The organism is Ensifer sp. Root31 (assembly GCF_001424825.1).
GTDB lineage: Bacteria > Pseudomonadota > Alphaproteobacteria > Rhizobiales > Rhizobiaceae > Ensifer > Ensifer canadensis.
The window spans coordinates 248260-267435 of record NZ_LMCO01000006.1 but is presented as its reverse complement, the minus strand read 5'-3'; the positions used below and the strand labels follow the sequence as shown (position 1 = coordinate 267435).

The following is a 19176-nucleotide window of genomic DNA, read 5'->3' as shown; positions in this document are numbered from 1 at the left end:
AGATCCGATGCGCATAGCCTTCTTCGTCAACTCGATAGACTCCGAGACAGCGTCCTACACGACGACGGCGCTGGCGCTTGCCGCCCTCTCCCGAGGCCACGAGATCTGTTATGTCACCCCGGCGGATTTCATCCTGCGGCCCGACGACAAGCTGATGATCCGGGCGCGCAGCCTCAATGGGACGAAGCCGAAAAAGCCGGAAACGTTCATTTCGGCTTTGAAAGCCGACGATGCGAAGATGAGCGTCGTCGACATCAGCGAGATCGATGTGCTGTTTCTGCGCAACGACCCGTCCGAAGATGCGGAAGGCCGGCCGTGGGCCGCCAATGTCGGCGCCAACTTCGGGCGCCTCGCCTCGGAGCGCGGCGCGATCGTCGTCAACGATCCCTCCGGTCTGTCGCTTGCGCAGAACAAGCTTTACTTTCAGGATTTCCCCCGGGCCGTGCGCCCGACGACGCTGATCTCGAAGAACATCGAAGAGATCCGCGCGTTCATCGACGATCATCGCGACGGCGTCATCCTCAAGCCCTTGCAGGGCTCAGGCGGCAGGAATGTCTTCAAGATAAAGTCGAGCGAGGAAGCCAACCTCAACCAGATCTTCGAGGCCGTCAGCGAGATCGGCTATCTCATTGCCCAGAGCTACCTGCCAGAAGCCACGGCAGGCGACATCCGGCTTTTCCTGATGAACGGCCGCCCGCTCGTTCGCGACGACGTCTATGCCGCTTTTCGACGGGTTCCTGCCAAGGGCGAGGTGCGGTCCAACATCCATGCGAGCGGCACCGCCCAGGCGGCAACCATTACCCCGGCCATACTGGCGATTGCTGAAAAGCTACGGCCCAAACTGATCGACGATGGCATGTTCCTGGTGGGCCTGGATATCGTCGGCGACAAGATCCTGGAGATCAATGTCTTCACACCCGGTGGTCTGCAATCCATTCGGGCCCTGCATGCGATCGATTTCGCCGAAGAGATCGTGATTGCCCTGGAAAACAAGGTAGCCATTCGCGAGGCCTATGGCGGCGCCCTGTCCAACCGCGCGTTGGCGACGCTCTGACATGGCCTTCACATCGCCTGGCCGACCAGGAGACGAGTTCCGCAGCAGCGGGACCTACAGCGCCGCGCGTCTTATTAGACGCGCAAAGGTCGCTGTAGCACTTTGAATTGCTGCATGTTTTTATCCCTAAATCGAAGGATTAAGGGGAACATGCAGTGGTATCACTCCTGGCGCGACGCCAAGAGCTTGTCGATGCGCATGCCGTCCATGTCGATGATTTCGAAGCGCCAGTCCTGGAAGTCAAAGGTTTCGCCGACATGCGGAAGATGGCCGAGGATCTGCAGCGCGAAGCCGGCAATGGTGTGAAAATCGCCCTCCGGCCGGTCGTGAATGCCGAGCCGCTCGAAAGCGTCGTGCGCCGACATCAGTCCTTCCATCAGCAGCGAACCATCCGCGCGGGTGACGATGTCAGGATCGCTCGCCTCCGTATCCGGCAGGTCGCCTGCAATCGCCTCCAACAGGTCGGTCTGGGTGATGATGCCTTCGAGGCTGCCATATTCGTCGACGATGATCGCCAGACGGACGGGCGCGGTCTTGAAGGTTTCGAGGACACGGAAGACGCGCGCCGATTCGTGCAGCACCAGCGGCTCTCGCATCGCCTTCATCGGATCGAGCGTCTGGCCGTCGAGCAATTGATCGAGCAGATCCTTCTTCAGCACCATGCCCAAGGGATAGTCGATGCCGCCTCGGCCGATGAGCAACTGCTCATGGTGACAATCCCTGACGGTGCGCAGGATTTCCTCCCGCGTGTCGTCTGCATCGATCCAGTCGATTTCCATGCGCGGGGTCATGAAATCGGAAATCCGGCGGTCGCCGATGTTGAAGATCCGTTCGACCAGTTCCTGCTGGGCAACATCGAGGAGACCGGCCTCCTGGCTTTGGGCGACAAGCAGCTTCAGTTCGGTGGGCGAATGCATCGACGCCTCGCCGGTGCCGGGCCGCAGACCGACCAGTCGAAGCACGAGATTGCCGAGGCCGTTGAGAGCCAGAATCGCCGGACGCAACAGAAACAGGAAAAATCCGAGCGGACGCACGACCGCAAGGGCCGTTCCCTCGCTGCGCTGCAGCGCCAGGCTCTTCGGCGCCAGTTCTCCGAGCACGATATGAAGCGCGGTGATGATGATGAACGAAATCGCCACCGCGATCGCATGCGAACCGAACGAGGCCCATGCCATCGGCAGGCCGCTCAACAGCGGCTGGATCAGATGCGCCAGAGCGGGCTCGCCCACCCAGCCGAGCGCCAGCGACGATATGGTAATGCCGAGCTGAGTGGCGGCCAGGTTGGCGTCGAGATTGTCGACGGCATGCTGGAGCGCACTGGCGTTCATTCGCCCCTGTGCCACCAATTCGGTCACGCGGCTGCGGCGGACGGAAACCAGCGAGAATTCGGCCGCAACAAAAAAGCCGTTGGCGGCAACGAGCAGAAATACGGCCAGTATCCCGAGATAGTCGAACATACTGCCATCCGAGCCGGACATGGTCTCCCTTCGGGCGCGTCGCGCCTCGCATTGTTGAAAATGCGATCAGCCTAACATGCTCTTGCCGTACACGTCAGACGGGACGCAGGCGATCTTTGTGACTTCGCCCGCATCCCGGAATGCGCCCGGACGGCCCTGTCGGCCGGGCGTATCGCTTCGTCCTAGTTGCCGCCTTCAAGATTCTTGAGCGCCTCCAGATCCGCATGCGAAACGAACTCGCAGGCGAGCAAGGTCTTGCCGGGAATGGCTTCGCTTTCGCGGGCAACGATCGACACGATGCCCATCTCCGCTGTCGGCTGTTCGGCATCGGGCAGAACCCGTGCATAGCCCTTGGTGGACGTGCCGAGAATGCTGCTTTTTTCGCGCTCCAGCTGGTAGCGGGCCGCCAATTCGTCCGCCCGCGCGCCTTCGATCAGCACGCCGACGGAGCTGCCGGCGAAGATAACCTCATTCGTCTTAAAGCCATCACGCCCGATGTCGGACGGCAGCTTGTAGACATAGGCCGTCAGCAGCGACGTATCGGGTTTCACCAGCTTCTCGGCGGCGTCATAGAACTCGGTTGCCGATTGCATCGTGTAGGGCGGGTTGCAGAGGGCGCCGTCATAAAAGGCCGCGACATCTTCGGATGCAAAGGCTGCGGGCACGCCTGAAACGGCGAGGACGGCAAGGGCAGGCAGAAAAACTCTTGAAAACAAAATCATGACTCCAATTGCCCGCGAGGTTACTTCCCCGCTCGGCTGACGGCTGATCGACAGTTGTACACATGGCGCAACACCGAAAGGGATACAACAACTTGTCATGGCAGATCACGACAATCCCGCACGCAGCAGGCGTCGATTCGGCGGGTCAAACCGTCGCAGCGACCGGGGACGCGGTCACCCTGCCGCTCCGGACGGCCATATCTCGCAGAAGCATCGAAGCGGCCTTGCTCCCGCACGACATCGTCCTAACTTGCCAACTATCGGTTGCCGGCGAGACCACGCGGTCGAACGGGCAAAATCTTTTACGCGGGAGCACACATGACATCTCTTGAACCCCGTCTGACTGAGCTTGCCCATGGCGGAGGATGCGGCTGCAAGCTTGCGCCCTCGGTTCTGCAGCGGCTTCTCGCCAATCAGCCGGCCATGCAGCCCTTCTCCCAGCTTCTCGTCGGCAACGAGATGGCGGACGACGCGGCGGTCTGGCAGGTCGACGACCACACCTGCATCATCGCCACCACCGATTTTTTCATGCCTGTGGTCGATGACCCGCATGATTTCGGGCGCATCGCCGCAACGAACGCGATCTCCGACATCTACGCCATGGGCGGCAAGCCGATCCTGGCGCTTGCGATCCTTGGGATGCCGATCAACAAGCTTTCCCCCGAGACGATCGGCAAGATCCTCGAAGGCGGCGCCTCGATCTGCGCGCAGGCCGGCATCCCTGTGGCAGGCGGGCATTCGATCGATTCGGTCGAACCCATCTACGGCCTTGCCGTCATCGGCATCTGTCGCCCGGAACAGGTGCGGCGCAATAGCGGCGCGAAGCCGGGGGATGCCTTGATCCTCACCAAGGGCCTTGGCGTCGGCATCTATTCCTCCGCCTTCAAGAAGAAGGCGCTGCCGCGGGCTTGTTATGAGGAGATGATCGCCTCGACGACCCTTCTCAACCGGATCGGGTCCGAGCTTGCCGCCGATCCGCATGTGCATGCGCTGACGGATGTCACCGGCTTCGGTATTCTCGGTCATGGGCTCGAAATGGCCCGCGCGTCCGGCTTGACCGTGTCGCTCTCCCTCGCGAACATTCCGTTCCTGTCGCAGGCCGAAACGCTTTCCCGAGAAGGCTTCATCACCGGCGCGTCGGAGCGCAACTGGGCGAGTTATAGCAGCGAGATCAAATTGCCCGATGGTATGGCGGACTGGCAGCGTCTTTTGCTCGCCGACCCGCAAACATCAGGCGGACTTCTGGTGGCCTGCGATGCCGCCAGCGCTGACAGTCTGGTCAAGACGATCCGGGACGCTGGCTACCCGCTCGCCAGCATCGTCGGCTACACGCAACCTGGCCCCGTGCAGGTGGAGGTTCGCGCCTGAGTGAAAAGGGGAGATGGAACAACCGGCCGCAGCATCCCGTTGGTAGAGCAACGCTGAAGGAGAATGCCATGCGCGATCCCCGATTTGCCCTTGCCACCGCTCTCTTCCTCGCCTGTCTGGGCATGACTGTCCCTGCACATTCGCAGGAGAACGATGCCAACACCGGATGCGATGCGACCGCCGGGAAGGCGGACCCGGCGACGGAGCCCGACCGTTTGAGCGCGGATGGTACAGCACCCGGCAACGCCGGCTCGACCGGCTGGACCGGCGGAACAGGCGGCGCCCTTATCGGTACAAATCCGCAAGGCGCGTCCGAGGACTCCCCGACATGGCAACCACCGACCGCGCGTGGCCTCGATCTCGCAATGACGCCCGAGGATATCAAGAAAAACGGTTGCTAGCCTGCGCATGATTGCACTCAGCCTTCAGCACAAAGGCCGTGAACCGCTATTGCCGAACGGGACAAGACCGAGACTGGAGATCAATGGGGCTTGATCTCCTCAATCGACAGCCGCAATCCGTCGACATTGAAGAACTCGCCCTCGCGGATCAGTGAGCGGTCCTCGTTGAGATTGCGAACCAGAGAGGCAAGCCGTCCCCTGGCGACATGGTCTTCGACAAGACCCTCCGGGCCGGCGCGGTAAAACACGACGCCGGACCACTTGACGCCGGCGCCGGCGAAAAGAGCGGCCATATCCTGCCATCGGGTGTCGTCGCCGACGACGTGAAGATAGGCCGAGCGCAGGAGGTCTAAACGGGTCTCGCCGATCGCCAGCAGGACGAAGAGCATGGTGAAAGCGCCAGCCTCGCCATAGGTGGAAACGATCCAGTCATCGAAGTCGGTGCTGCAGGGCGCATAAACCATCAGCGATCTCCCGATGGCGGAAGAGAATGGGAGTCGAACCCACCCAAGACAGCCTCGCTGCCCCACCCGGATTTGAAGTCCGGACGCCCCACCGGGGACGAATCTCTTCCTTGCTTCGCCTCGGGCGTGGCTCCGTCATAAAGGTCGAGCCTGTGGGGATTGACGCGCCGGATGTCGCCGCGCCGAAGCGTCACTCCCTGGCGATCGAAGAACTCCAGGATCTCGATCGCCACCTTTCTACCGCTGTTCACGCGATCCCGAAAGAGACCGGCGGCAAATTCGCCCCGTTCGGCCTTGCCCGCGATATCCCTTATGATTTCAACCATTTCTGCGGTGGTGGAACGGATGAAGAAATGATCGTGCCGGATCTCATCGACACGTCCGAGCCTCGCCCATAGTTTGAGCACGCGCCGGATCTCCCGCTCGTCGACGCCGAGCACGTCTGCAAGGTCGCGCACGCGCGGCGGGCGAAAGCGCTCCTCTCCTTCGAGATGCGGCAAGATTTTGCCAAGTAACGCCTCCTCGCTCTCGCTTAAACGAACCTCATGGCCCGGCAGGCGAACGAAGGCGCCCTCGAGTACGAGGCGTCCGGCGGCCTGTTCCTGCCTGAGCAGGAAGAGAAAGGCAGGCATCGGCAATCGCGGCGTCACCTGCAGGCGCAGGCGCTCTCGGCCGATGCCTTGCAGATCCGGATTTTCGACATGGAAATCGGCGAGAATTCGTCCGACGTCCTTCGACAGGTCGTCCAACAGCGACACAGACAAGGCATGGCGCACATGCCCGGCCTCGATCACGATGGCGTGGGATAACTCGACGGCCTCGCGTAGCTCCTCCTCCGATACGGCCCTATTGCGCGCGAAGGCATCGAGATCGACGATATAGGGCGGCGCTTCCAGATGCGCTGCAAGGGCCGGGCCCGTTTCCGCAACGCCTGCCGCATCGAGATAGGCTATCCGCTCGGGTGTCCGGCGCTTGCGCAATGGCGCACGCAGATCGAGAAGCCGCCCGCCTCCGATGGTGCGCCGGGCGGAAACGTCGCGCAGGATGTAGCGATCACCGACCGCGGCGGCGATCGGCCGATCGAGAACAAGCTGGACCTTCGCCCGCTCGCCGGGACCTACAGGGTTTTCAAGCGGCACAATACGGACCCCGACTTCAGCACTGCCATGATGCAGGCGCGCGGAAAACCACTCGCTGATCGGCTTCGGCTCACCCTTGAGCACAAACAGGCCCGCATCGATGCGTGTGGTCGGCGCATGCAGATAGGGATCGAGCACCATGTCGCCGCGGCCGACCTTGTCCTTGGAGATGCCGTCTCCCACCAGATTGAGCGCGCAGCGTTGACCCGCGACCCCGCGTTCCGACCGCTGGTCCTGGGCATGGATCGAGCGCACGCGCGCCCCTTGTCCGGATGGCGAAATCATTACGTTGTCGCCGACCGCAACCGAACCGGAAAGGACCGTTCCCGTCACCACCGTTCCGGCGCCCGAGAGAATGAAGCTGCGATCGACCGAAAACCGAAACCGGCCCGCCGCATTTGCTTTCACGGTTGCCCTTTCGGCCTCGGCCAGGCGGTCTCTGAGATCGGCGATACCGAGGCCCGTGGCGGCGGACACGGGAAGGATTTCGGCGGTGCGAAGGCCCGTTGCCGAAAGCATATTGCCGATCTCGACACTGAGCCCCAGCAATCGCTCCGCATCGGCAAGATCGGCCTTGGTGATCGCGACCAATCCCCTTTCGATGCCGAGCAGATCGAGAATGGCCAGGTGTTCGAGCGTCTGCGGCTTGATGCCGTCATCCGCCGCAACGACGAGGAGGACGAAGTCGATGCCGCCGGCACCGGCGAGCATCGTATGGATGAAACGCTCATGGCCCGGCACATCGACAAAGCCGGTGACCGCTTCGGCAAATTTCGCATAGGCAAAGCCGAGATCGATGGTGATGCCGCGTGCCTTCTCCTCCTTGAGGCGATCGGTATCGACGCCGGTCAAGGCTTTCACCAGACTGGTCTTGCCGTGGTCGATATGACCGGCGGTTCCGACGATCATGGTCGCGCCTCCGCCGGGGGCTCAAGCGCGCGCCTCTCGGCGATGCCGATCTCGCCGGGCGACAAGCTCTGGCGCACCGGCCCGATGAAGGGTTGCGCCAGGGCACTGCCCCCATTGGTCGCGCGGATCAGCCAGACGAGTGCCGCGACGCCGTCGCGGGCCGTGCCGGCGCCCATGTGACAGGCGGCGCCAAGCATCGCCTGCGCGTCGGCATCGCCCGCCATGGCGCCGCGGCGCCACCAATCGACGGCCCTCTCCGGATCGCGATCGACACCCGAAGCGTTGTGATAGAGCATGCCGAGCCGGGTCATCGACGAAGCAATGCCCGCTTCAGCGGCACGTTCCGCCCAGTGGCGCGCCTCGACCGGATCGGACGGCATGATTTCGCCTTCGAGCAGCATCCAGCTCAGCATGTCCTGTGCCGGCGCGTCGCCCTTCTCGGCGGCGCGGCGATAGTAGTCGGCGGCAATACTATAATCGCCATCCGCGTCCTGCATGTGGAAGGCTGCATAGTTGCGCTCGCCGACGGGATCGCCCGCTTCGGCCGCCAGCCGCAGCCATTTGCCCGCCAGGGCCCGATCCTGCGGCACGCCGAGCCCCTCGGCAAAACAGGCGCCGATATTGTTCTGTGCCCGCGCGACGCCGGATTGCGCCAGGGGCTCCCATAGGCGCAGGGCGGTCTCATAGTCGCCGTTCCGGGCGGCAGTCAGGGCTTGTGTCATCTCATCGGCGTCCGACGCCGCCTCGGGCATACGCCCTGTCAAACGGTCAAGCCAGTGCATGTCCGACGCCCTCGGAGAGGCTTTTCAGGAACTCGCTCTCGTCGGAAAGACAGCGAAGATCGAGGATGAGCGCCCCGTCCTGCAGACGCCCCAATATCGGGCGCGAAAGCGAACGGAAAAGCGCCGCGAGCGCTTCGAGCGCGCTGCCGCTTGCAGCCTCGATCCGGAGGCCGGCGCTTTGGATCGTGTCGACCGGCAGCGCGCCCGAACCGATCTGGCTCGAACAGTGGCAGATTTCCACCCGATGTCCGCTCGAGGCAAGAAGTCTCGCCACCTCGGGCGCGAGCCGTTCCGCCTGCGCGCGGATCTCGTGTTGCGGACGCGCCAGCATGCGAAGGGTGGGCAGCCGCGCTGCGAGCCGATCCGGGTCGCGGTATAGCTTCAACGTCGCGGCCGTCGCCGCGATGCGGATCTTGTCGACCCGCAAGGCCCGCTTCAACGGATTGCGGTTGATCGCGGCGATCAGATCGCGGCGACCGACGATAAAGCCGGCCTGCGGGCCACCCAGCAGTTTGTCGCCCGAAAATGTAACGAGATCTGCACCTTCGGCCACGGCTTCGCGAACGGTCGGCTCCTTGCTAAGGCCATAGCGCCGGAGATCGACGAGCGTCCCGGAGCCGAGATCGTTCAGAAGAACCAGACCGGCTTCGTGCGCGATCGCAGCAAGTTCGGCGCCGGAGACCTCGGCCGTGAACCCCTCGATCCGGTAATTCGACGTGTGCACCTTGAGGATGAGCGCCGTTTCGGGGCCGATCGCCCGACGATAGTCCCTGGCATGGGTGCGGTTCGTGGTGCCGACCTCGATGAGCGCCACACCTGCACGTTCCATGATATCGGGCATGCGGAACGCACCGCCGATCTCGATCAGTTCGCCGCGCGAGACGATCGCCTGCCGTCCGCCGCCAACCGTGCCCAGTGCGATCAGCACGGCGGCGGCATTGTTGTTGACGACTGTCGCGTCCTCGGCGCCCGTCAGCTCGCAAAGCAGGTCACGCAGGTGGCTGTCGCGCTCGCCGCGCCGGCCGGTGTCGAGATCGAACTCCAGTGCCGCCGCCTCTCGCATCGCATCGACGGCAGCGGCAATCGCCTCCTCGGCCAGGAGGGCACGGCCAAGATTGGTGTGCAGCACGGTGCCGGTGAGATTGAAGAGCGGGCGCAGATTGGAGCGATCCCGATAGTCGAGCCGGCTCATAAGTGAGGCCATGACGCCGTCCGCATCGGGGGGCAAGCCGCCACTGCGAACCATCTCGCGGATTTCGCCGAGCACGAGGCGCAGCTCTTCGGTCACGACGACACGACCATGCCGCTCGACAAGCGGCGCGACGGCCGGCGCCTTCAACATCTGGTCGACGGACGGCAGGGTGCGGAGTTCGGCAAGCCCGGCCATCCCGTCAATACCCCACCAGGAATGGATTGAAGCCCGCGCGTTTGTATCCGGTATCCTTCATCAGCGCGTCGAGGCCGAGACTGCCGACATCGTCGGCCACGGCATCGAGTGCCGGGTTCCTGTTCTGATACATGATCTTCGTCCAGCCGTGGCAGCTGTCGCAAACCTCTGCCTTAACCGTGGCCTCTTCATCACCGGTTTCGACCGCGCGGTATCCTATGCCCTTGGTCGAGCCGCAGGAGAGGCATTTTACCCGGACCTCGTTCCATTTGGTCGAGCAGCAGGCGCATACCGCGTAGCGGGTTCCTTCCGCGCCGTGGAAACCGACGACGAGCGAAGCGACGGGCCTGCCGCCGCAGGCGGGACAGACGCCGATGCTGACCGGCACGAGGCGACCAGGATCGAGCCCCGCGGCCAGGCGTGTCGCATGGACCTGCACGGCCGCGGCAACGAAAAGATGGTGCGCAAGGCTATCGAGCGGCAGATTGTCGGCGGCGATATTGTCGATCATCCACGCCAGCGCCTCGTCGTCAGCGGCAATGATCTGGGCAAGCGCTTCGGCCGCGGCCTTTGGCATTTCCAGTTGCTCCACCCGCGCAAGGAACTGTCGGACCGTGTCCCGGCACTCGGCAGAAGCGCCCATGGCCGAGCGATCGATCGGCGGCATCGCATTGTCGCGCGCCCGCTCGCGCTGTTCTGCGGAAATCGGCTCCAGCGGCGGCAGGCTGGACAGGAGGTCACTCTGGATTACTGCTGTGCCTGCAAGGAAGCGTAAGTAGGGAGCAAGCCGGCTGCTTTCCGACAGCACTTGGAAACGCTGGGCGCGATCCCCGAAAAGGCGCGTCAGATTGGACATCAAGACGAAGGGAGCCTTGGGAATTCCACCGATCATCGCGGGATCGGGCTGCACGGACGATATCGACATTGCACCTCGCGGGCCGACCGGCCACCGCTGTTATGTCGTTATTCTGCAGGATCAATCCGGCCCCGTCCAGCAAGTTCCTTCAGCCATTTGCGATGGTGCCGCCAGGCCCAGCCGCCGGTGACCGAACCCCGCGTCATCGCCCGCAGCGTACCGCGGGTCCAGATCGCGGCATAGACATGCAGGATGAAGATGAGAATGATCAGCACCGCGGAAACGGAATGGGTCAGCATGGCAATGCGCCTCACGTCGATGGGTGTGGCCTCGCCAAAATACTGGTCCCAGATGATGATACCGCTGACGATCAGCACGATGATGAAGAACGCCATGCCCCAGAAGATGAACTTCTGTCCGGCATTGTACTTGCCGATCTCGGGCAGCCGCTCCTCATGGCCTTTGACCACGTCGCCGATCTGCGACACCCACTGCGCGTCGGTGCGGTTCGGCAGGTTGGCCCGCCAGAGTTGGGCGAAGAAAATGAAGAAGCTCAGGAACAGAACGACCCCGATCCAGGGATGCAGCATGCGCGTGTTCTGACCGCCACCGAACAGATCCGTCAGGAAGAACAGCGACGGATGGAACATCGAGAGGCCGGACAGCAGAAGCAGGATCAGGCAGGAAGCGGTGATCCAATGGTTGAGGCGCTTGCCGGGTCCATAACGACCGACAGTCACCGGCGGGCCGCGATGGATCGCGTCTTCGGACTGGATGTCGTTCGGCTTGGCCATCAGGCACCCTCCCTGAGATCCTCGGCTTCCTCGACGAGCTTTTCGGCACTGACCTCGTCTTCAGGTGCGACCCGGTTCGCCTTGCCGAAAAGGCCGTGCAGGATCGCGCCCGCAGCCGCCAGCCCCATCGCCGCAAGGCCGGTATATTTGGTCACGCCCTTCCAGGCCTCGATGACGGCGGAAATCTTCGGGTCATCAGGCAGGTCGGCGTAAATATGCGGCTTGTCGTTGTGATGCAGGACATACATGACATGGGTCCCACCGACGCCGGGAGGATCGTAGAGGCCGGCATTGGCGTATCCGCGCGATTTGAGATCGGCGATACGTTCGTCGGCATGCTTCATCATGTCGTCCTTGGTACCGAACACGATCGCCTGTGTCGGGCAAGCCTTGGCGCAGGCGGGGCCCTGCCCCATTGCGACGCGATCGGAACAGAGCGTGCATTTGTAGGCGCGATGATCGGCCTTCGAAATGCGCGGAATGTTGAACGGGCAGCCCTTCACGCAGTAGCCGCAGCCGATGCAGTTTTCATGGATGAAGTCGACGATGCCGTTGGAATATTGCACGATCGCGCCGGGTGAAGGACATGCCTTGAGACAGCCCGGATCGGCGCAGTGCATGCAGCCGTCCTTGCGGATCAGCCACTCCAGATTGTCCGTTTCGGGGTTCACCCATTCGGTAAACCGCATCAGGGTGAACATGTTCTCGGTCAGATCGTGCGGGTTCGTATAGACCCCGACATTCTCCTCAATATCCGGATACGTGTCGTTCCACTCGATACAGGCCGACTGGCAGGCCTTGCAGCCGATGCATTTGGAAACGTCGATCAGCTTGGCGACCGGCGTCAGCTGCCGCTCCGGCGGCGGCAGCTCGCTCGTGGCGGAGCGGCGAACGAGATCGCGCTGCGTGAGGTTGCTCTCCATCGGCTGGACCGGCGGATTGCTGACGGCTGTGCGCGGGCTATCCATCACACTGTGGCCTCCTTGTCCTTTGGCGGCGTCGAAGGCTCGATATTGACGAGGAAAGCCTTGGACTCAGGCGTCTCGATGTTGGCGTCGCCGACGAAGGGCACCAGCGAATTGGGGCCGAAACCCTTTTTCGCAGAGCCGGTGAAGCCCCAATGCAAGGGGATGCCGACCACATGGACCGGCTTGCCGTCGCAGATGAGCGGCCGGATGCGCTTGGTCACCACCGCCTTGGCCTTGACCTCGCCGCGCTTCGACCAGACCCTGACCCAGCCACCATTGGTTATGCCCTTTTCCTGCGCCAGCTCCTCGGAAATTTCCACGAAGAACTCCGGCTGCAGCGCCGAGTTGACGCGGTTGTGCTTGGTCCAGAAGTGGAAATGCTCGGTGAGCCGGTAGGAGGTGGCCGCGTAGGGGAACTCGTCTGAAAGCCCCAGCTGCTCGGCATCGTCCTTGAAGATGCGGCTGACCGGATTGCCGCGCATCTGCGGATTGAAGACGTTGGCAACGGGCGATTCGAACGGCTCCATATGCGCGGGGAACGGGCCGTCGCGCATCAGTCCGCGGGTGAACAGACGCGCGGTGCCTTCCTGGTTCATGATGAAGGGACCGACATCTCCAGGCTTGGCCGTCGGCGCAATGTCGGGAATGTCATAGCCGGTCCACTTGGCGCCGTCCCATTCCAACAGCTTGCGGCTCGGATCCCAGGGCTTGCCCTCTAGGTCCGCCGAGGCGCGGTTGTAGAGGGTGCGGCGGTTGAGCGGCCAGGCGAAGGTCCAGCCGAGATAGGTGCCGGTGTCGTCGGGATCCTGATTGTCCCGCCGAGCCATGTTGTTGCCCTGCTCGTTGAAGCAGCCGGAATAGATCCAGCAGCCGGACATGGTCGAGCCGTCGTCGCGCAACTGCGAAAAGTTCACCACCTGCTTTCCGGCCGGCACGAGAACCTTGGTCGGGTCGGTCGTGTCCATGACATCGCTCAATGCTCGACCGTTGATTTCCCGGGCGAGTTCTTCTGCCGTCGGTTCGTTCTCGTCGGCATACTCCCACGACAGGTTGAGGATCGGATCGGGGAAGGCGCCGCCCTCCGTCCGGTAGAGTTCGCGCATTCTGAGGAAGATCTGCGCGATGATGTAGGTATCGTGCTTGGCTTCGCCCGGCGGCGTACCGCCGGCCCAATGCCACTGCAGCCAGCGGCCGGAGTTCGTCAGCGAACCCTCCTCCTCGGCAAAGCAGGTCGTCGGCAGCTGGATGACTTCGGTCTGGATGGAGGCCGTGTCGACCGGGTTGAAATCGCCGTGGTTTTCCCAGAACCGCGCCGTCTCGGTTTCCAGCGGATCCATGGTGACAAGCCACTTCAGGTTCGAAAGAGCCTTGGTGTTCTTGGCACGATTGGGGAAGGCCAGCAGCGGGTTGAAGCCCTGACAGAGATAGCCGTTGACCTTGCCGGCATGCATCAGCTCAAACACGCGCAGCACGTCGTAGGATGGCACGTCGAGCTTGGCGAGGTAGTTGAAGGCCCAGTCGTTGTCGGCCCGCGCGGCATCGCCCCACATGGCCTTCTGGAACGAGACCATGAACTTGCGGTAGTTCTGCCAGTAGCTTGTCTGGCCCGGCCGAAGCGGCTTGAACTGCCGGGTCGACATGTAGGTCTCGAAATCCTCGTCCTTCTCGGTCGGCGCCGTCAGGTAGCCGGTGAGCAGGTGCGACATCAGGCCGAGATCGGTCAGGCCCTGGATGTTGGAGTGGCCGCGAAGGGCGTTCATGCCACCGCCGCGCACGCCGATATTGCCGAGGATCAGCTGCAGCATCGCCATGGCGCGGATGTTCTGCGAGCCGTGCGAGTGCTGGGTCCAGCCCAGGGCGTACATCGACGTCATCGTCTTTGTCGGCGTCGAACATTCCGAGATCATCTCGGCGACTTTGAGGAATTTCTCCTTCGGCGTTCCGCAGATGCGCGCAACCATCTCGGGCGTATAGGGCGCCAGATGCTCCTTAAGCAGGTTCCAGACACAGCGGGGGTTCTGCAGCGTCGGATCGGTGACGACGAAACCATCGTCGCCGAGCACATAGTCCCAGGTCGAACGGTCGTAGTCGCGCTTCTCGGCATCATAGCCGGTGAAGAGACCGTCCTTATAGGCGAAGCCGTCCTTGACCAGATAGGCTGCGTTGGTGAAGGCCTTGGTGTATTCCCACTGCACCTTGTCGTTGTCGATGCAATACTTCATGACGCCGTTTAGGAACGCGATGTCGGTTCCCTGGCGGATCGGCGCGTAATAGTCCGAGACCGAGGCGGTGCGGGTATAGCGCGGATCGACGACGATCAGCTTTGCACCGCGATGGGCCTTGGCTTCCGTCACCCATTTGAAGCCGCAGGGGTGGGCTTCCGCCGCATTGCCGCCCATGACGACGACGAGGTCGGTGTTCTTGATGTCGGTCCAGGAGTTGGTCATTGCTCCACGGCCAAATGTTGGGGCGAGACTCGCCACCGTAGGGCCGTGTCAGACGCGTGCCTGATTATCGAAACCGACTATTCCCAGGCTCTTGGCGAATTTGAAGGTCGCCCAGGCCGTTTCATTGGTTGTTGCAGACGCCGCCAGCATGCCGACGGTCGTCCAGCGATTGACCGGAAGGCCCTTGGCGTTGGCCGCAATCAGGTTCGCATCGCGATCGTCCTTCATCAGGCGGGCAATGCGATCGAGAGCATCGTCCCAGGAGATCCGTTCGAAAGTATCGGAACCGGGCTTGCGCAGCATCGGATATTGAAGGCGGGTCGGCGACTTGACGAAGTCCTTGAGTGCCGCCCCCTTGGGACAGAGCGTCCCGCGGTTGGTGGGGTGATCGGCATCGCCCTCGATATGCACAATGTCCGCCGTCTCGCCTTTTCGAGGGTCACCCTTCGAATAGATGATGACGCCGCAGGCAACGGAACAGTACGGACAGGTGTTGCGGGTTTCGGTCGTGGTCTTCAGCTTGAAAGCACGCACATGCGCGATTTCCGCCGCCTCGGATTCGCCGAAGCCAAGTGCTCCGACGGAAGTTGCCACGACACCCGCTCCGGCCAGCTTCAGGAAGCTGCGCCGCGAGAGGTCTATGTTCATAGATGGCCTCCCTTTCCCGATACTTCGTACCTTGAAGTCTATTGCTAAGTGCTTGCAAGTCAAGGTGCGTTGGTTGCCCGCCACCCACTCTCCTGACGATCGGCAATGCCATCGCCTCTTGTCTGGCCGGGTATTTGCATGCGCAGAAAGATGCGCATATATTGATTGCTCAAAAGGAGAACAATCATGGCCGAGCATGCTCGATCTGCCTCTGCAAAGCGCGCAGCCAATTTGACGATTGACGCCGATCTTCTTGCAGAAGCACGGCATTTCGACATCAATATTTCTCGCGCTGCCGAGGCAGGGATCGCCAGGGCGGTGTCCGATGCCAAGGCTGCCCGTTGGAAGAAAGAAAATAGCGAGGCTTTGCAGAGTTCGAATGCCTTCGTCGATGCAAATGGCCTGCCGCTGGCGCAGTTCCGTCAATTCTAATGGCGCGTTATGACGTCTATGCCAATCCTGGCGGCGGCCTCGTGCTTGATGTGCAGGCCGACGTGCTGGACGAGTTGAAGACGCGTGTCGTCGTCCCGCTTTTGCCAATGGAAGCGGCTCCTAAACCGGCCAAGCGCCTCAATCCCGTGTTTGAAATATCCGGCGTTCGCTACACCTTGGTCACTCAGTTTCTGGCTGCGATACCCGTATCGGCACTTGCAGAACCTGTTTCCAATCTATCGGAGCGGCACGACGAGATCGTCGCCGCTCTCGATATGGTTTTTCACGGCTTTTAGCGAACGGGTGACAGCAAGCGTCGTCACGCTCCAAGCCGCAGCCTCCCTGCGCGATCATCTGAACAGCAGCCGGCTCAGGAAACCAGTTGTCCCCTGGCCACGCTCTTGTTTCGGTAATGGCTCGGTGGTGCCCCGATGATCTTGCGGAAGGCGCGGCTGAACGAGGCCTCCGAATCGTAGCCGAGACGGCCTGCGACAAGGGCCACCCGCTGTCCTTCCTGTAGCCATTGATGCGCCTGGTGCATCCGCATGCGCGCAACATAACGGGCCGGCGTCTCGCCCATGGTGTCGACAAACCGCTGGGCAAAGCCCGACCGTGACGCACCCATGAGCTTTGCCAGTTCGGGCACGCTCCAATCCCGCGCAGGTTCAAGGTGGATCGCGGCAAGGACGCGCCCGAGCTCCGGATTGCGGACGGCCGCCAGCCAGCCGGTCGCCGTGCCGCAGCCATGCTCCACCCAGGTTCGAATGAGCGTTGCAGTCAGCACATCGGCAAGCCGCGAGAGAATGCCGCCCGAGCCGACGCGCTGCATTTCTGCTTCGCGCATCATGGCCTCAAGCAGTGCCGGTATCGAAGGTTCGCTCGCAGCAAGGTCGCTCGTGCGCATGACGGCGGGCATCAACTGCAGGAGAGGATGCAGACGATCGACATTGAACTGCATCACCGCAAAGAAGATGAGGTTCTTGCTGTCCGTCGACGGGCATTGCACATCGATGATGCCGTCACAAAGCTGTCGCCTCGGCAGGTCGGCTATCGAAACGGCAGGAATGCCCGGCTTGCTGGCAAGCACATGCGCGTCACCCCTCGGCAACAGCACCGCGTCGCCCTGGGCAAGCTCCATCCATTCACCATCCGGTGTCTGAAGATGGGCTGAGCCTGCAGCCAGAAAATGGAATCGCGCGGGCTCCTGTGCCGGATAGGCCGTCGCCCAGGGCGTACAGGGTTGGCAACGCCCGTATTCGACGCCGTCGAGCCTCAGCCCGCGCAAAATCTCGGTCAACGCATCGCTCATAAGGTGCTCCGCAATTTTGGACAAACGGCACAGTCTTTTGGATTTTCTAGCATAGAAACTCCTGATGGTCATGCCTACCTTCGCCATTAACAATCGCGGAGATGAAAATCATGGATGGCGTCGTGACGAAATCAGGTGCCCCGACGGACGAGCGGAACAAAGCCCGATGGGGCGCTGTCGTTTCCCTTTCGCTTGGGGTCTTCGGCCTGGTAACGGCAGAGTTTCTACCGGCAAGCCTGCTGACGCCGATGTCGGCGGATCTCGGGGTCAGCGTTGGAGCTGCCGGGCAGTCGGTGACCACCACTGCTGTCGTTGCGGCGGTCGCCGGCCCGGCGATCGTCGTCTACACAGGCCGGTTCGACCGGCGCACGGTGCTTCTGGCTTTGACGGGCCTGCTGGTCGTCTCGAGCCTTATGGCGGGCTTTGCACCCAACCTTCCTTTCCTGCTTGCGGCCCGCGTGTTGCTCGGTATCGCGCTCGGCGGCTTCTGGGCGATGTCGCTGGCGCTGGCCATGCGGCTCGTTCCCGCCAGGCTGATGCCCCGCGCCATGGCGATCGTGATGTCGGGCGTCTCGATCGCAACGGTTTGTGCCGCCCCCGTCGGCGCCTGGATCGGCGCCACGCTCGGATGGCGCTATGCTTTCCTGCTGGCAGCCGTAGTCGGGGTGGTTACCTTTATCGTCCAGGCGCTGACCGTCCCGTCGCTGCCGCCGATCGGGACCACCGGCCTTGGCACGATCGTGAGGGTTCTCAGGCGCCCGGCGATCCGGCTCGGCCTTGCCACGATCCTACTGGTCGTGACCGGTCACTTTGCCGGCTTCACCTATATCCGCCCCTATCTTGAGCAGGTGCCGCGTTTCGACGTCGAAATGATCACCGCGATCCTGCTCGCATTCGGTATCGGCGGTTTCTTCGGCAATATCGCAGGCGGCTTCCTGGCGGAGCGCAACACCCGCCTGTCGATGACGCTGGCAGCCGCGGGCATCGCTGCCACCGCGCTCCTGCTTGCGGTCGCCGGCGTGCTGCCGGGCATTGCAGCCGCAGCGACGGCCGCCTGGGGCTTCGCCTTCGGTGCGCTCCCTGTCAGCGTCCAGTCCTTCATCAGTCGGGCCGCCGGCGACGAGGCGGAAGGCGCTGGTGCGGCGACGCTGACGACATTCCAGATCGCCATCTCCACCGGAGCAATCCTCGGCGGCCTGATCGTCGAACTCCAGGGGCCTGCCGGCGTCTTCATGTTTGCGGCATTGGCCGCACTGCTGGGCGCCTCGCTCGTCGCCGTCTCCCGCAAGGTGGCGCTCCAGCCGGGCTGAGAGATGAAGGACTCTATGGCCCTCCCGATCCTGAATTCCTGCGGGATCGGGAGAGCCATCATTAGGCCCCGTACTCAGCCGCGCTCAAGTCTCACTTGCGCGTCAGTGGCAGGGCCAGGAGCTGATCGGTCGTGACGATATCGCCGAAGGTGTCGTCGATCGAAGCCAGAGCTGCGCGGTGCAGCGCAACATGCGACACGGTCTCCCCATCTGCCGTATCGACGTCCCGCGTGGCGCAGGCGTCGTCGGCCACGATCACATTGTAGCCGAGGGGGACGGCATCGCGGGCAGCGCCGGCCACGCAGGCATGGGTCATCAGGCCGGCAATGATGAGCGTATCGACGCCAGCCTGTTTCAGCCTCTGGTCGATGTCGGTGGTTGGAAACACGCTCACCGACGATTTGCGCACCACCGAATGGTTGGCTGATGGCTGGATCTGGTCGTGGAACCGGGAGGTCGCACTGTCCTCGGCAAAGACCGGGCTTCCCGCCGGTGTCACGTGCTGGACATGATAGACTCTCATGCCGTCCTGATCAGCACGCTCGATGAGGCGCTTGGCGTTGGAGAGCGCCTTTGCGCCATCCGGGATCGGCATCCTGCCGCTGAAATATTCGTTCTGAAAGTCGATCACCAGCAGGGCGGTCTTGGCAGGATCGAGACTTTGCGGCGCTGTGGCTCCAGCCATGGTCCGGATGGTGGGGTGCTGCATCATGAAAGCGTCCTTTCGCA

The 19176-nt window shown here is 62.6% G+C and carries 17 protein-coding genes, 1 tRNA gene and 1 pseudogene; 6 read left to right on the top strand and 13 right to left on the bottom strand.

Annotation, left to right across the window (positions count from 1 at the left end; genetic code table 11):
• The first annotated feature begins 7 nt into the window (after positions 1 to 7).
• On the top strand, positions 8 to 1054 hold the full coding sequence (locus tag ASD00_RS08125; protein ID WP_025429726.1) for a glutathione synthase: 1047 nt from the start codon (positions 8 to 10) through the stop codon (positions 1052 to 1054).
• Positions 1055 to 1215: 161 nt separating this feature from the next.
• On the opposite strand, the gene ASD00_RS08120 is transcribed toward ASD00_RS08125, so the two are convergent.
• Positions 1216 to 2532, bottom strand: a complete 1317-nt coding sequence (locus tag ASD00_RS08120) for a hemolysin family protein (protein WP_057205932.1) — start codon at positions 2530 to 2532, stop codon at positions 1216 to 1218.
• A gap of 161 nt (positions 2533 to 2693) precedes the next feature.
• The gene (locus tag ASD00_RS08115) at positions 2694 to 3176 is read right to left on the bottom strand and encodes a hypothetical protein (RefSeq protein ID WP_225968553.1); all 483 of its coding nucleotides are present in this window, start codon (positions 3174 to 3176) and stop codon (positions 2694 to 2696) included.
• A gap of 375 nt (positions 3177 to 3551) precedes the next feature.
• Here ASD00_RS08115 and selD point away from each other — a divergent pair, with 375 nt between their 5' ends.
• Positions 3552 to 4601, top strand: coding sequence for a selenide, water dikinase SelD (gene selD, locus ASD00_RS08110; RefSeq protein WP_057205926.1), 1050 nt, complete (start codon positions 3552 to 3554; stop codon positions 4599 to 4601).
• A 68-nt stretch (positions 4602 to 4669) separates the two neighbouring features.
• Entirely contained in the window at positions 4670 to 5002 is a 333-nt protein-coding gene (locus ASD00_RS08105; RefSeq protein ID WP_025429722.1) for a hypothetical protein, read from the top strand.
• 80 nt (positions 5003 to 5082) lie between these two features.
• On the opposite strand, the gene ASD00_RS08100 is transcribed toward ASD00_RS08105, so the two are convergent.
• The 9 genes and pseudogenes from ASD00_RS08100 to fdnG form a co-directional block, all read right to left on the bottom strand.
• Positions 5083 to 5466 (bottom strand): hypothetical protein, encoded by a 384-nt coding sequence (locus ASD00_RS08100; protein ID WP_057205924.1) that lies wholly within the window; start codon positions 5464 to 5466, stop codon positions 5083 to 5085.
• Between the two features lie 14 nt (positions 5467 to 5480).
• Positions 5481 to 5576: transfer RNA gene (locus tag ASD00_RS39830), tRNA-Sec, on the bottom strand.
• A gap of 114 nt (positions 5577 to 5690) precedes the next feature.
• Positions 5691 to 7514, bottom strand: a pseudogene (gene selB / locus ASD00_RS08095) (selenocysteine-specific translation elongation factor); the annotation flags it as partial.
• Positions 7511 to 8296 (bottom strand): tetratricopeptide repeat protein, encoded by a 786-nt coding sequence (locus tag ASD00_RS08090; RefSeq protein WP_057205920.1) that lies wholly within the window; start codon positions 8294 to 8296, stop codon positions 7511 to 7513. The gene ASD00_RS08090 and the pseudogene selB, both read right to left, overlap by 4 nt.
• Entirely contained in the window at positions 8283 to 9683 is a 1401-nt protein-coding gene (selA, locus tag ASD00_RS08085) for an L-seryl-tRNA(Sec) selenium transferase (protein WP_057205918.1), read from the bottom strand. The genes ASD00_RS08090 and selA overlap by 14 nt, the downstream gene beginning before the upstream one ends.
• Before the next feature lie 4 nt (positions 9684 to 9687).
• The gene (gene fdhE / locus ASD00_RS08080) at positions 9688 to 10608 is read right to left on the bottom strand and encodes a formate dehydrogenase accessory protein FdhE (protein ID WP_057205916.1); all 921 of its coding nucleotides are present in this window, start codon (positions 10606 to 10608) and stop codon (positions 9688 to 9690) included.
• 38 nt (positions 10609 to 10646) lie between these two features.
• Positions 10647 to 11333: a formate dehydrogenase subunit gamma gene (locus ASD00_RS08075; protein WP_025429716.1), complete on the bottom strand. Its 687-nt coding sequence runs from the start codon at positions 11331 to 11333 to the stop codon at positions 10647 to 10649.
• Positions 11333 to 12256: a formate dehydrogenase subunit beta gene (gene fdxH / locus ASD00_RS08070; protein WP_164474921.1), complete on the bottom strand. Its 924-nt coding sequence runs from the start codon at positions 12254 to 12256 to the stop codon at positions 11333 to 11335. The genes ASD00_RS08075 and fdxH overlap by 1 nt, the downstream gene beginning before the upstream one ends.
• A gap of 44 nt (positions 12257 to 12300) precedes the next feature.
• On the bottom strand, positions 12301 to 15396 hold the full coding sequence (fdnG, locus tag ASD00_RS08065; protein WP_107027868.1) for a formate dehydrogenase-N subunit alpha: 3096 nt from the start codon (positions 15394 to 15396) through the stop codon (positions 12301 to 12303).
• A gap of 186 nt (positions 15397 to 15582) precedes the next feature.
• Between fdnG and ASD00_RS08055 the strand changes: the two genes are divergently transcribed.
• Together ASD00_RS08055 and ASD00_RS08050 are read left to right on the top strand one after the other, a co-directional pair.
• Complete coding sequence (locus ASD00_RS08055; protein ID WP_025429712.1) at positions 15583 to 15828, top strand: type II toxin-antitoxin system CcdA family antitoxin; 246 nt, start codon at positions 15583 to 15585, stop codon at positions 15826 to 15828.
• Entirely contained in the window at positions 15828 to 16124 is a 297-nt protein-coding gene (locus ASD00_RS08050; RefSeq protein WP_025429711.1) for a CcdB family protein, read from the top strand. Before ASD00_RS08055 ends, ASD00_RS08050 begins: the two co-directional genes overlap by 1 nt.
• Positions 16125 to 16198: 74 nt before the next feature.
• Here ASD00_RS08050 and ASD00_RS08045 read toward each other — a convergent pair whose 3' ends face one another.
• Complete coding sequence (locus ASD00_RS08045) at positions 16199 to 17137, bottom strand: AraC family transcriptional regulator (RefSeq protein WP_057205912.1); 939 nt, start codon at positions 17135 to 17137, stop codon at positions 16199 to 16201.
• A gap of 110 nt (positions 17138 to 17247) precedes the next feature.
• On the opposite strand from ASD00_RS08045, the gene ASD00_RS08040 reads away from it, so the two are divergent.
• Positions 17248 to 18447 carry an MFS transporter gene (locus tag ASD00_RS08040; protein WP_025429709.1) on the top strand — a complete coding sequence of 400 codons (1200 nt, stop codon included), beginning with the start codon at positions 17248 to 17250 and terminating at the stop codon, positions 18445 to 18447.
• A 91-nt stretch (positions 18448 to 18538) separates the two neighbouring features.
• Here the strand turns inward: ASD00_RS08040 and ASD00_RS08035 are convergent, their stop codons facing one another.
• A complete protein-coding gene (locus ASD00_RS08035; RefSeq protein WP_199197053.1) occupies positions 18539 to 19159 on the bottom strand; it encodes an isochorismatase family protein in 621 nt (206 codons plus the stop codon).
• Between the last annotated feature and the right edge of the window lie 17 nt (positions 19160 to 19176).